This is a genomic window from Pygmaiobacter massiliensis, assembly GCF_900199435.1.
GTDB classification, from domain to species: Bacteria; Bacillota; Clostridia; order Oscillospirales; family Ruminococcaceae; genus Pygmaiobacter; species Pygmaiobacter massiliensis.
On sequence record NZ_OAML01000002.1, the window covers coordinates 863,645 to 876,503 of the forward strand.

Here is a 12,859-nt window from a genome sequence, read left to right on the forward strand (position 1 = left end):
AAAACTAAAGATTTCTTAACAATTGAATGATGCTTGTCCTATCCTGTTAATCATTTCAACCGTTTTTAAAGCCGAAACGACAAATTTTGATTCTGCGTGTAAAGAATCCGGATTCTAAATCGTTTATTTTTTATAGCAATATAAAATCTTAAGATTTCGCAAATGATTTCTTAAGGTTCATGTTTTAATATAAAGTTGTTAAATTCACATAACGAATTTTTCAAAGTGTAAACGAAGGAGAACTAAAATGGTAAACGATGACAAGCGATTTATTTATATCGTCGTTTCAAAAACAGATACAGCGCTCGGAAAGCTGATTCAAAAAAAGCTGGGTGTTAGCTATAACCACTGCTCCGTTTCGTTGGACGAAAGCCTCGAAAATATTTTTTCGTTCGGCCGCAAGGAGCTTCATAATATGTTTCGTGCAGGTTTTGTGCGAGAGAGCAAAAACGAGGGTTTTTTTGCTGCACACAAATATTCTTACATTGCAGTACTGCGCATTCCGGTAACAGAAGAGCAGTGGTGGCAGGTAAAAAAATGTTTAGCTCAATTTAAACAGCAAAAAAACCAATATAAATACAGCGTCCTCGGGCTGGCTTATTGCTATTTGGGCATCCCCGTGAAACGAAAAAACAAGTATTTCTGCTCTCAGTTTGCAGCAGAACTTTTGCAGCGATCCGGCATTCAACTGTTTGACAAAGACGAAAGTCTTGTTCGCCCCCACGACTTTTTAGGACTGGAAAGTGGACAAGTTGTTTATAAAGGAGAAATCCGAAATTATTGCGTAGCGTAGGAGACCAATGTGAAAATATGGATTGTAACGGCCCGGTTTGGGCAAGGACACTGTTCAGCAGCGAAATCGCTGGAAGAAAAATATAAAGCCCGTGACTACGAAGTAGTGGTTAGCGACGTGATAGAACTGCTTTATCCTTTTGGAGCAAGCATGGTCTATGGCGCGTTTAACCATATCATTTGCAGAAATGCAGCAATCTACAATTTTTTAAACGAGTTTGGAAGAAACCCGGACAAAGAAGTCCTTCCGGCAAAGCAGCTGAAAGATGCTTTTGACGAGATTCAACCCGACGCGGTGATTACCACTTGGTCAGCCTGTGCCCGCATGCTGGGGCCTTTGCCGGTACCCACCTTTGTATGCGTTACCGATTTAGGCGTTCATGCCGGGTGGGTTGCACCGCATGTGCAGGGGTATCTGGTGGCGACACAAAGCGTTGCCGACCAGCTAGTGGAGATGAAAGTTCCGGAAGGAAAAATCCATATCTCAGGCATCCCTGTAAAAAAAGTTTTCGAAACGTTAGCGCCAGAGCCCAAAACCACAAAAGAAGTGCTGATTATGGGCGGTGGTCTTGGCATTTTGCCATGGGTGGATGGCTTATTAAACGAGTTCAAAGAGCACCCCGAAATAAAAATCACCGTAATTGCAGGCCGCAACCGAAAGCTATATCGAAAGCTTTATCAAAAATATCCTTCTGCCACCATAATTGGATTTACGAGCAAAGTCGCTGAATATCTAGAGCAGGCAGATTTACTTGTTTCTAAGCCAGGAGGCGTAACGCTTTTTGAATCCATTTATGCAGAAACGCCCTGTCTCGCGGTTTTCCCCTCGTACAAACACGAGATAGAAAACGCAAAGTTTATTCAAACGCAAGAAATTGGTGATGTGGTATGGCAGGGTGAATCTCTTTGCGACGGCATCTTAAAGGCGCTTGAAAACGAAGAGAAGCGCTGCCTGTGGCAGAAAAATATGCAGGAAATGAAAATGCAGCTTCAAACACAGCAGAGAAAGGAACCATATCTTGTTGAAGATTCTATTTGAAGTTTTTATCCTATTGCCCTTCTGTGCTGCCCTTCTTTATGTATTGGTTGGGCTGGTCACCACGAGCTGGTTTCGGGCAAAGAATCCATTTAAAAACCTGCCTTCCTCCCCAAAAACAATTTATCTTACTTTTGACGATGGTATGAACGCTGTTTATACGCCTCAGCTGCTGGACTTGTTGAAAGCGCACGACGTCAGCGCATCCTTTTTTGTATTAGCGTCAACCGCAACACAGCACCCCGAATTGCTGTTAAGAATGAAAAACGAAGGGCACCTGGTTGGGCTTCACTCATATGATCACCACAACCAGATTTTGCAGACTCCGTTTCAACTAAAAAAAGATTTCGACAAAAGTATGAGATGCTTTGAACAACTAGGCATTAGGCCAGACTATTACAGGCCCCCGTGGGGACATGTGCGTCCGACGGGCCTTTGGCTCTGCAAAGCTTATCAGCTTAAAATTGTGCTGTGGAATGCAATTGTACAGGACTGGCAAGCAGACACGACAGCAGAGATATTGTGTGATAAGCTGACCAGAAAGGTGCATGGCAACGCCGTGGTATGTCTGCACGATGGCAGGGGAAAAAACGAAGCGCCAGCAAAAACAATCAAAGCTCTGGCTACTATGATTCCCAAATGGAAAGAGGAGCGCTATACTTTTGAAACAGTGGATGGCTTATATTAAAAAGATTCTATATAATGGGGGCTTTTTTGCCCTTGTAATATATTTCACCTACCGCATGGTGTTTTCCAAGATAACATTTGAGCAAATAGAGCAAGCCCTTTTAGAAATTAAAATTCATTATTTGCTACTGGGTCTTTTAACTTCGTTTGCGATGGTTTGTGCGGAAGCCCTGAATACAAAACGAAACCTGAAGTTACTCGGTGTCGACAAAAGCTACTTTTTGTGTTTGTCATATGCCTTTGCGGGCAACTTTTTTAGCGGCATTACCCCAGCCGCAACAGGTGGTCAGCCGATGCAGCTGTATTTAATGCATCATGACCATATTCCGGCCTCTACTGGGGCCTTGGCACTTTTTATGGATTTGGGCGCTTATCAAGTTGTAATTACCAGCCTGGGGCTTTTCGGTTCTATCTTTTGCTTTCCAATTATTCAGCGCTCTCTCGGGAGTTTTCTTCCGGTTTTGTGGGTGGGATTGGTGCTCAACACCATTCTGCTGGCCTCCACCTTTATTGCAATGTTTTCGAAAAAGTTCAGCTATGGCGTTGTGAACTTTATTGCAAACATTGTGGGTGCTTTGCGAAAAGACAAAGGCGAAAGCTTTCAAAAAAAAGCGTTGCAGGGCGTGCACCAATACCAAGCAGGTGCGGCCATTTTAAAACAGCATAAAATGGCATACCTGGCGAATTCCTGTATTATGCTGTTTCGCGTTGTAGCAATGCATTCCGCCCCATTTTGGGTTTATAAGGCGTTCGGGTTATCTGGGGCAAGCTTTATTGAGATTATTGCCTTGCAGGCAGCTCTGTACGTTTCTTGTGCCGCGCTCCCTTTCCCCGGGGGGACAGGAATAGGCGAACAGGCCTTTTTGCTGTATTTTAAAGAGCTGTTTCCTGCTGGCATTCTTAGTTCTGCAATGATATTAAGCCGCGGAATCGGCTTTTATTCGGTTGTCACTTTCTGTGGAATTGCTCTGCTCGTTCTTTGGGTGGCGCGGCAAAAACAAAACAATGCTTTGGCAAAGGGTGTGAAATTGTATCGAAAAGAACCTTCAGAGCATTGATTGTGCAAAGTATATTGCGGCAGTTTGCGTCATTGCTGTCCACACATTAAGTGGTGCCGAAGCGAGTAGCTGGTGGCTGTTTTTTTTTATTCAGGGTTTGGCACGGTTAGCCGTTCCCTTTTTCTTTTGCTGTACGGGCTATTTTATTGCAGAAAAAGGAATAGAAAGCCGGGCAGTTGTCGGGGCATTTATCAAAAAGGCAACAAGCAGCTACCTTTTTTGTTCGCTTATCTATATCCCGGTAGAACTTATCAAAATGGCTGGACTGCATACCCTCAACAAAGCAACTCTGCTGCACTATTTTCACTACGCCATTGTGCAAGGCAGTTTTCTCCACTTATGGTACTACCCCGCTGTAATAATTTCATTGGCTTGCCTTTGCTATTTGCTGAAACATTTATCGCTTCGCACCGTAGGAATGATATGCGCAGGCTTGTACTTGTTCGGTTTGCTCGGCGACGGATACTATGGACTTTTACGATTTTTACCTAGCTGGTGTTCAAAGTTGATGGGAGTTTACCTGGCCGTTTTTTTGACAACTCGAAATGGTTTATTTTTCGGCATTCCTTTTGTCTTTGTCGGTATATGCTTGTCAAAAGCTATGGCGTTGAAATCCATCAAATCCCCTTTGCGCTGGTTTTTAGCCACCTTGGTATGTGGTGGAATTGAGATTTATTTTTTGCGCCGCTTTGGAATCGCTGCTGATTATAATATGACAGTTTTTATTGTTCCCGCAACCGCTTTTTTGTTTTCAACACTGTTAAACAGCCACTTCAAAACCCGTATTGACACTGTTTCTTTAAGGCTGTCAAGCATGAGGCTGTATCAGTCTCATCTATTTTTTTACGGAATAATTCTGGCGCTATTGACTCTTTTTAAGCTGCCCATCCTGGAAAATCGTGCAATTCAGTTTTTCATTATCTGGGCGGCCTCTCAAACATTTGCCACATTTTTGCTGAGAAAGCGCAACATAACAAAACTGGATTAAAATCATTTATCAATCTAGAGGATTCCTTTTCGCACAAAGCCAGGGAGATGGCCGCTTCTATGCTTCTCGCCTTTCCAAAACCTTTCTATTACAAAAACACAAAAAGAAATCCTGGCAAGATTCTGCGCCGTCCGCAGCTGTAATAGGGTGTTTATCGAGAGTCAGATTTTATATGTGAAAGCTTAGGCGACAGAGCGTCTAGGCTTTTTATTTATCGTTTAAAGATTTTGTGGCAGGATTATCAATTAATTCGCCACTCTCGGTAAATCGAGACCCATGGCAAGTGCAATCCCATGTATGCTCATAGGGGTTCCATTTCAATGCACACCCTAAATGTGGGCAACGCTTGCCAACCGGGGTAAGCAGCCCGACCGTGGCTTCAAAAGCGTTTACCGCAAGCTGTGGGCGGAGCAGGGTTCTTGAAGGCGAAAACGCACTTGCATACGGCGTTTCAATTCCCTTGACCATATTTGATAGTATGGTTGCCGCCACCATAGAGGAGCTCATGCCCCACTTATTGAATCCCGTAGCAACATATAGGTTTGGCGTGCCGCCAGAGTACTGGCCAATATAGGGCATGCCATCTAAAGTCATGCAGTCTTGGGTTGCCCAATGATATTTTTCTGTCGCATGCGGGTAATATTTCTTTGCAAAATCTCGCAGCTCCTGCCAGTTGCCACCCTTTTTGCCTGTACGGTGGTCTCCCCCGCCAATCAACAGCAAATTATTGTAGTTGCGAAAAGACATTCCGGTCTGTGCTTCGTCCACATACATCCCATGCACATCCGGCGCATTTTCCAACGCAATTACATAAGAACGGTGCTGATACATTTTCAAAAAATAAAATCCATGCTGATTAATAAAGGGAAAATGTGTTGCAATAATGATTTTATTCGCTTTAATTTTCCCGTAATCCGTAAACGCAACCGTTTCTTCCACTTTGCGTACCATTGTATGCTCGTAAATGTTTAGACCCTGCACAATTGAGGAAAGAAATTTCAGCGGATTAAACTGCGCTTGGTGAGGAAAATTCACCGCTCCCATCGTTTCAAACGGCAACACAGTCGGCTCGCAAAGCGCCGCATCAAAGCCCAGTGCTTTTAACAGCTGAACTTCTTTTTCCAAGGCCTGTCTATCGTTTAAAGAATAAACAAAAGCATCTTTTTCTTCAAAATCACAATCTATATTTTTGCAGAGGGTACGGTAGCTTTCAATTGCCGCCTGGTTGGCAGCCAAATATTGTTTCGCCGTCTCTTCGTCAAATTCCGAATTTAATTTGTCGTAAATTAAACCATGTTGGGAAGTGATTTTGGCGGTGGTGTTTTTTGTGACACCTCTGCCAACCCTGTCTGCTTCCACCAGCATATAATTCGCACCCTGTTGCTGCAACATATAGGCGCATAGTACGCCTGCCATTCCGCCACCAACAATCAGCACATCGGTTGTGGCGTCTTTTTTTAATTGAGGGAATACAACGGGGTGATCTGTTGCCTGCCACAATGACTCCATTTTATCTCCGCCTTTTTGTTTGAATTACGTATATTATTCCTGCAAATAAAAGCGCCATACCCAATACTTAGTCTGTGCAAAAACAAAACCGTCTTAAAAAGCAGCAATTTAGGTTTTCACCCTAGAATTTGCATCCAAAACAGCACGTCCACGAATACCTCTGTTTTACCAATCATAAAATGGGTGGATACCACTTGTTCAGGAGGTTTTTATGGAATATGACGTAATTGTAATCGGCGCAGGGCTTTCCGGACTTACGGCTGCAAGTTTATTAGCAAAACAAGGGTTGAATGTGTTGGTAGCAGAACACGCAGACCGCCCCGGTGGCTCTTGCGGCATCTTCAAACGAGAAAATGCAATTTTTGACCAAGGGGCTGCCATGTTATACGGCTTTGGTGAACACGGCTTTAATGCCCACCGTTTTTTGTTCAATTGTTTAGAAGAGCCCTTTGCAGTAGTTAAGCACGAACTTTTATATGTGGTACACTACAGTGGCAAGCAAATCCACTTTTGGCCAGATATTGACCGTTTTATCGATGAGCTTTCTGCTGCTTTCCCTGCTGAAAAAGCTAACATTCGTCGCTTTTATAAAGAGATGCAACGACTGTATACACATGTTTTAAGCGAAACGCCCAGTTACACCACGGCCGACGAAACCAACCCGCGTGAAGCACTGCGCAGCGTGCTGCGTCACCCACTTTCTTATCTGCGTTTTCTCTCCTATTTGAACGTCAGCGCCGAAACTTTACTCAAACGTTATTTCACCGATCCTGACCTGCTGCATTTTTTTGATAAGCTTACCTCTACCTATTGCTATGCCACTGTGGCAGAAGCCCCTGCCATCATGGCGTCGGTAATGTTTATCGATAACCATGAAGGGGGCAGCTATTACCCTGCCGGCTCCACTTTGTTTTTGCCAGGTACTCTGGAAAAAGTGATTGAAGAAAATGGCGGCATCATGCAATATAACAGCACCGTAACAAAGCTACTGTTCAAAGGCGGCAAACCCGATGGCATTTTGCTGGAAAACGGGCAAGAAATTTACGGCAAACAAATTATTTATACCGGCACTGTTTGGAATTTATATAACCACCTTTTACCTGCCGAGCAAGTGACGCCGAAAGAAAAGGCATGGGTTACTGCACAGGCTGCAACCTATCCCAGTGTCGTGCTGTATGCTTTGGTAGACAGTGCGGTAATCCCTCCTGATACCTGCCCAATTGAAATGCTTACGGCAACACCTGATGCTATTGATGAATCAGAGGTTACTGTGTATCTTTTGAGCCTGGATGACCATACATTGTGCCCTCCGGGCACCCATACTGTGGTAGCTATCGGCCCCAGCTTTCGTAATTGGAGCACCGAAAATCCCACACAGTACGAAACCCAAAAACAAGAAGAAACAGCGCGACTGATAACTCTGCTGGGTCAACGTTTCCCAAGCTTTGAGCATCATATACGCCACTGCGAACTGGCTACCCCGCACACGATTGAGCGTTATACGCTAAAAAACGATGGGGCCGTAGCCGGGCCAAAACAAATGCTGGGGCAACATTTGCTGTTGCGCCAATCCATTCGCACTCGATGGGATTCTTTGTTTTGCTGTGGCGAATCCACAACGATGGGAACCGGGACGCCCACAGTTACCACTTCCGGTATCGCGGCTGCCAATGCGGTACTCAAAAAGCACGACCTGCCCCCTTACGTTTGGGACCCTGCACGCAAAAATCAGATTCGCGTTTTAACGCCTCCGGTCGAGAAAGAATGGCTGTCACAATTCTACCCGCCGGAGCAAGCCCGGATAATGGCAGCCGCTCAAAAGTGCAGGTTTTGTAATGCTCCCTCTTGCTGCCAAAGCAACCAATTAGACCTATCCGGTATACTACGCCGCGCGGCCTGCGGCAATTTTACAGGCGCAAGGCGTGTCATCTACCAAGCGACGCAGCCTGTTACAGAAGCTTTTTTAAGGCAGTGCGAAGCAAACTGTGTTCAGGCACCGGCCGAAGTAGTACCTATTACAGAGATTTTTCAATATCTTACGACACTAGCTCAATAAACAGAAAAGCGAGCCTCTCACTTTCGAGGCTCGCTTTTCTATTCTCTTTTTTGCAGGGAGAACTTAACGATAGCCAAAGCCAAACAGCTGCCCGCCGCAGCAAGTAAAATCAACACACTTGATTGCGCAGAAAGCCATGCGCCATCCCACAGATATTGAATCCCCATATATTCTTGAAACGCCGCCGCTTGCGGGGCATTTGCCGCGCCAAAGCTTCCGCTTAGCAACGGCTCTATTAATATCTGCCGCAATAGTACCACCCCATGGGAGATTGGGCAGCACTTCACCAAGGTTTGGACGCTGTCTGGAATTGTGCCCATCGGCAGATAGATTCCCGTCAAAAAGCCTATCATGGCACCTAAAATTGTGCAGCAGGCCGCCAAAGCATTGCTGCTTTTTAAAAAAGATACCAACAGCAACACCTGCGCTGCGTTAGAAATCGTAACCAGCAGTAAAACACCATAAATTTCTGTCATCTGGCCAGCGCCCAGCCGCACTCCGTATTGGTATGATATATATCCTTCTGCAGCAAGCAGCGTAAGAAACGAGAGAACCAGCCCAATCACCACCGCAGCAATTAAGTAACCGCCCAGCAAGGTTGCGTTGCGGATTGGCGCCACCTCGAAATCCCGGTTTATCTTTTTCACCTTGTCATCCACCATTACGCCGTAGGCGCCCATGGTAGTGGTAAAAGAGGTAATTCCAAGAATTCCTGCAATCATCCATACATCCATCAAAAGCTCTGCATTGTTTAGCTGGATAAAACTGCTTACCAATTGATCTCGAATAAACAAAGCGTACAAAGCAACTATGATAAGCTCTGCCAACAGAGAAAGCAGCACAGCTGCCCGGTCTTTAAAAAAGAGCGCAAGGTTTCTTTGGCCTAAGTTAAACAGGCTGCTCTCCCCCTTTTATAATAGAAAGATAAGCATCGTCCATGCTTCCTCTTTGCACTTCAAACCCCGCAAATCTTCCCTGGCAAAGATCTAAAATCGGCAAGGCTCCGCGTGTATTAGTCAGAGGTACTTCCAGCCCTTCGGGCACACGGCGGTAGCGCACCCCTGTTTTGGCCAGGGTGCGGCAAAGTGGCTCACACTGGTCAGACAAAAGTATCAGATGGTCTTGCGCATAATGCGCTTTAAAAAATGCAGGTGAGCCCATAGCGGCAATTTTGCCGTCTTTGAGCACAACGATTTCATCCGCGATGACGGCCTCTTCCATATAGTGAGTGGTCAGCAGAATCGTCATGCCGGTTTGCTTTCTGATATTTGCAATGGTTTGCCAAACCACATATCGCATCTCAGGGTCAAGCCCGGTGGTTGGCTCATCCAAAATCAATAGTTTAGGCAGATGCAGCAAAGCTCTTGCAATATCACAGCGCCGCTGCTGCCCACCCGAAAGCTGTCCGTACCGCCTATTGAGCAAATTTTCGATTCCTGTCATGGACGCGGTTTGGTAAATACGTTCTTCCAGCTCGTGGCCGCGCAGCCCATAAAGGCGCCCGCGCGTAAACAGGTTTTGCTCCACTGTGAGTAAATCATCCAGTACGCCATGCTGAAATACGACCCCGATTTGTTTTCTTATCTTTTGATTTTGCGGCCCCAGTGTCAGTCCGTCTATTTTAACCGTTCCGCTGTCTGGGGCAAGGCTTGTGCAGAGGATACTGATGGTAGTCGATTTGCCAGCGCCGTTAGGCCCCAGCAGAGCCAGCATTTGCCCCTGCGCCACGTTTAAACTCACATCCCGCACAGCAGGTTGTCCCGCATAGGATTTCCGCAAATTCATAATCTGCACGATTTGATTCATGGTCAGGTGATTGCTCCTCTCTGCAAAAACGAAATATCGACCCCTGTGATTGGCAAGAGTATAGAAAGTGCAAATAGCAAGGCCTGCGCATACAAATGGAATGTGCGCGGATTGTTAAAATCAACTTTACTCTTGATGCCGTTTTCGTTTCTTTTCCCCGTGTGCGCTTCTCTACTCTGGTTTAATTCGAATCGTCTTTTATTTTATATGTGATACTTTTACTATCCATGCACCGCTCAACAATTTCTGCTTATTTTAAGCAGAAATTGTTTGCTATACTAGGATTTCTACACTGCCGCAAAAAAGCGGTGGCCTATACCATCACAGGTACGGGCCACCGATCTTTGCTATTTTTTGTTTGCTATGCCATCGTCCAGCTTTATTCTTATATAATAATTATGCTTCCTGTAATTTAATTCTTCTTAGAGCTTTGCAGCTTTTCAGGTGCCAGTAAAGGCCGCTTACCTCTGCGATGGAGCAAATTTTGTCTGCCACTGTAACGATGATTTCATCTTTGCGACGAGGGAATTTCGTAATTGTTACGGGCCACATATGCTTGCGGATAATATCTTTTTCACGCTGGGACAGATTAAAATCTGCTGCGTTATCGACCGCCATCTGGGGATGGATTGTTAAGCGTTTAAAGACGCCTACTTGCGTATTTTTCCAGTCGCACAGGTATAAATCATGTAGCATACCCGCTTTGATAACGACGGGTACATTTCCGTGGAATCGCTTTGCCAGCACAAAGCTGACATAAGAGACAAACATGCTATGGTCCAGGCAACTAATCTTTTTGGTATGATGGGTGAACTGATCCATCTGCTGGATTGTTGGATTGCGTATATAAGGAACAACGCTGTTGAGGAAAGTATCTATTTTTTTCGTCTTCACGTTCATGAAATCCTCCTGAAAAGCAGTGGTTAAAATAAGCTCTGCCACTAACCATAGTCTGCTTTAAACTATAAATCAAAATATTTTAGCAACTTAAAGCGGGCAAACAGTCAAAGAAGTGCCTGGCTTTGGTGCAAGTAATAAAACGAGAGATTTGCAAATTAGGCTTCAATCCATTCTTATCCAGCTCAGGCGAAATAAGCGCACCAAAATTATCTAAAGGTTCCCGGGGCTTGCGTTAAAAAATGTCTTTATCAAATAGCTGGACACCATATCATTATCACGGTTTAATATATAATATCTCGCTTGCGTCGGGTGATCTGTCACGACCCCATCTACATGGCAGCGCAGCGTTTTTTCAACCGTTTCTGCTGAATTTGCTGTCCAACCGTATACTTTTTTGTTTTGCTGCTGCATCCGCAATACCATCTCTTTCGTCATTGCGGTGGTCTCGATGCTGTACGAGTCTACGTAATCAATATTATATTGATCAGACAAAAGCATCGGGGTAATATACACCGTTTTTATTTTGGGATTTATTTGCTTTGTTTCTTTTAAAACCTCTAAGCTTAAAGAGGCAATGCTACATTCATCCATCATATCATATTCTTCAACTTGCTCGAGCACCTGTTTTACTAAGTTCTGCTCGTGTCCGGATAGCTTAATTTCAATCATTAAATGAATGTGTCCTTTTGCAGTACGTAAAGCCTCTGCCAGTGTTGGAACTGGCTCATTTGTAAAATCTTTTGAAAACAGACTTCCGGCATCATAATTTTTGACCTCTGCGCCATCTACTTCCCACACGTCTTTGTCCTGCCCGGTGGTACGCTTAAAGTTGCTGTCGTGTAACAAAACTATACTGCCATCTTTTAGCTGCTGTACGTCGATTTCAGCCGTTTCTACTCGCATCGTTATTGCAGCGTTCAGTGCTGCGATAGTATTTTCGGGGCCTACTGCAGCCCCGCCTCGGTGAGCAATAATCGAAATGTTGGTATCATTGGGGTAGATGGCGCTTTTACCAAACTCGCTTTCACTAAACAGCAGTACAACAATAATAACACATACCACGGTTGATAAACCTTTGACTGTATCTAACGTCCTATATTTTTCTTGCAGGCTACTGTTTGGCCTAACCTCTCTCTTATAGTTGTGGAAAAGGATGATAATCACCGAAAACAGCCACGTGGCTGCAAAAGAGCTAACCACAATACCTGCCGCCGGCGCCGCTTTGCTAAAATAAAATTTAAACTGTGATGCAGCCTCTGACGGAGTTGTGGAAAGTTTAGTATAGGCTACCAGGCTCAGCGATGCTAGGCACAGTGTGCCCGCTGTCAGAAGTGCTACTACCACAAAAGTCCCCAGAACCTGAAGCAGAATTTTGAATTTGCTTGTTTTCAAAAGCTGTATCGATTCTCTCAAAGCTTCCTTTGTTCGTTTTTCTTCTAATATGGCAAACATCAAGACGAAAAGAATCAACAAATAAGCTACGTTCAACACAAAAACCGCTGCGAAATAAACGACAGTTAAAGTGCGATTTTGATAGATAAATTCTTCAATAAATTCGGGAACGTGCAACCATTTCATCAAATAGGGTGAAAACGGAAATATTGCCAAAATAGTTGTCAAAATAAAGCAAAGAAGAAATAACAAATTTGGTACCGAAAAAAACTGCTTGCAACAATAAAACGTGTGTCGCAACAAATGGGTAACCGAAACTTTTTCTTTTCTCCACCCAAATTCACAATAAAGGTATAATGCTACAATTTCAAAAAAAACAAAAAAAGCTGCTAAAATAAGCACCAGCAACAAAAAGAGCATCGCGAGCGGATTTTTAAAAAGCAAAGAAAAATTTTCGGTGCCCAAATAAGAAACATCTAATAATTTTAAAATCACAGAAAGCGCATCTTTGATAACTGTGTAAAGAATAGAGTAGCTAATTATTTTATAAAGGACCTCAAAGAGGAGTAGCGTGGTCCAATTTTTCAGCACAATAGCGAGAGAAGTCCTGGTAAGTTGCTTCATGTTTGCCTCCG

The 12,859-nt window shown here is 44.3% G+C and carries 11 protein-coding genes; 6 read left to right on the forward strand and 5 right to left on the reverse strand.

What is annotated here, in order from left to right; genetic code table 11:
* Positions 1–247: 247 nt before the first annotated feature.
* The 5 genes from C1A11_RS04225 to C1A11_RS04245 are packed head-to-tail and all read left to right on the forward strand — an operon-like array spanning position 248 to position 4,561.
* Positions 248–793, forward strand: coding sequence for a C40 family peptidase (locus C1A11_RS04225; protein ID WP_102049153.1), 546 nt, complete (start codon positions 248–250; stop codon positions 791–793).
* 9 nt (positions 794–802) lie between these two features.
* Positions 803–1,831 carry an MGDG synthase family glycosyltransferase gene (locus C1A11_RS04230; RefSeq protein ID WP_102049154.1) on the forward strand — a complete coding sequence of 343 codons (1,029 nt, stop codon included), beginning with the start codon at positions 803–805 and terminating at the stop codon, positions 1,829–1,831.
* The gene (locus C1A11_RS04235; RefSeq protein ID WP_145995715.1) at positions 1,812–2,516 is read left to right on the forward strand and encodes a polysaccharide deacetylase family protein; all 705 of its coding nucleotides are present in this window, start codon (positions 1,812–1,814) and stop codon (positions 2,514–2,516) included. Before C1A11_RS04230 ends, C1A11_RS04235 begins: the two co-directional genes overlap by 20 nt.
* Positions 2,503–3,573, forward strand: coding sequence for a lysylphosphatidylglycerol synthase transmembrane domain-containing protein (locus tag C1A11_RS04240; RefSeq protein WP_102049156.1), 1,071 nt, complete (start codon positions 2,503–2,505; stop codon positions 3,571–3,573). Before C1A11_RS04235 ends, C1A11_RS04240 begins: the two co-directional genes overlap by 14 nt.
* Positions 3,574–3,604: 31 nt before the next feature.
* Complete coding sequence (locus C1A11_RS04245; RefSeq protein ID WP_341458124.1) at positions 3,605–4,561, forward strand: hypothetical protein; 957 nt, start codon at positions 3,605–3,607, stop codon at positions 4,559–4,561.
* 207 nt (positions 4,562–4,768) lie between these two features.
* Here the strand turns inward: C1A11_RS04245 and C1A11_RS04250 are convergent, their stop codons facing one another.
* Positions 4,769–6,070 (reverse strand): FAD-dependent oxidoreductase, encoded by a 1,302-nt coding sequence (locus C1A11_RS04250; RefSeq protein ID WP_102049158.1) that lies wholly within the window; start codon positions 6,068–6,070, stop codon positions 4,769–4,771.
* Between the two features lie 211 nt (positions 6,071–6,281).
* Here C1A11_RS04250 and C1A11_RS04255 point away from each other — a divergent pair, with 211 nt between their 5' ends.
* On the forward strand, positions 6,282–8,126 hold the full coding sequence (locus C1A11_RS04255) for an FAD-dependent oxidoreductase (RefSeq protein ID WP_102049159.1): 1,845 nt from the start codon (positions 6,282–6,284) through the stop codon (positions 8,124–8,126).
* A gap of 38 nt (positions 8,127–8,164) precedes the next feature.
* On the opposite strand, the gene C1A11_RS04260 is transcribed toward C1A11_RS04255, so the two are convergent.
* The 4 genes from C1A11_RS04260 to C1A11_RS04275 all read right to left on the reverse strand — a co-directional run bounded on the left by C1A11_RS04260 (position 8,165) and on the right by C1A11_RS04275 (position 12,848).
* Positions 8,165–8,968 carry an ABC transporter permease gene (locus tag C1A11_RS04260; RefSeq protein ID WP_242965805.1) on the reverse strand — a complete coding sequence of 268 codons (804 nt, stop codon included), beginning with the start codon at positions 8,966–8,968 and terminating at the stop codon, positions 8,165–8,167.
* 46 nt (positions 8,969–9,014) lie between these two features.
* Positions 9,015–9,932 (reverse strand): ABC transporter ATP-binding protein, encoded by a 918-nt coding sequence (locus C1A11_RS04265; protein ID WP_102049161.1) that lies wholly within the window; start codon positions 9,930–9,932, stop codon positions 9,015–9,017.
* 396 nt (positions 9,933–10,328) lie between these two features.
* Positions 10,329–10,826 (reverse strand): HD domain-containing protein, encoded by a 498-nt coding sequence (locus C1A11_RS04270; RefSeq protein ID WP_180950240.1) that lies wholly within the window; start codon positions 10,824–10,826, stop codon positions 10,329–10,331.
* A gap of 216 nt (positions 10,827–11,042) precedes the next feature.
* Positions 11,043–12,848: a glycerophosphodiester phosphodiesterase family protein gene (locus C1A11_RS04275; protein ID WP_102049162.1), complete on the reverse strand. Its 1,806-nt coding sequence runs from the start codon at positions 12,846–12,848 to the stop codon at positions 11,043–11,045.
* Between the last annotated feature and the right edge of the window lie 11 nt (positions 12,849–12,859).

Bases quoted from the DNA above. Each gene is read 5' to 3' on its own strand.
- C1A11_RS04225 (WP_102049153.1), top strand. From the start codon at position 248: ATGGTAAACGATGACAAGCGATTTATTTATATCGTCGTTTCAAAAACA.
- C1A11_RS04240 (WP_102049156.1), top strand. From the start codon at position 2,503: ATGGCTTATATTAAAAAGATTCTATATAATGGGGGCTTTTTTGCCCTT.
- C1A11_RS04250 (WP_102049158.1), bottom strand. From the start codon at position 6,070: ATGGAGTCATTGTGGCAGGCAACAGATCACCCCGTTGTATTCCCTCAA.
- C1A11_RS04255 (WP_102049159.1), top strand. From the start codon at position 6,282: ATGGAATATGACGTAATTGTAATCGGCGCAGGGCTTTCCGGACTTACG.
- C1A11_RS04265 (WP_102049161.1), bottom strand. From the start codon at position 9,932: ATGAATCAAATCGTGCAGATTATGAATTTGCGGAAATCCTATGCGGGA.
- C1A11_RS04275 (WP_102049162.1), bottom strand. From the start codon at position 12,848: ATGAAGCAACTTACCAGGACTTCTCTCGCTATTGTGCTGAAAAATTGG.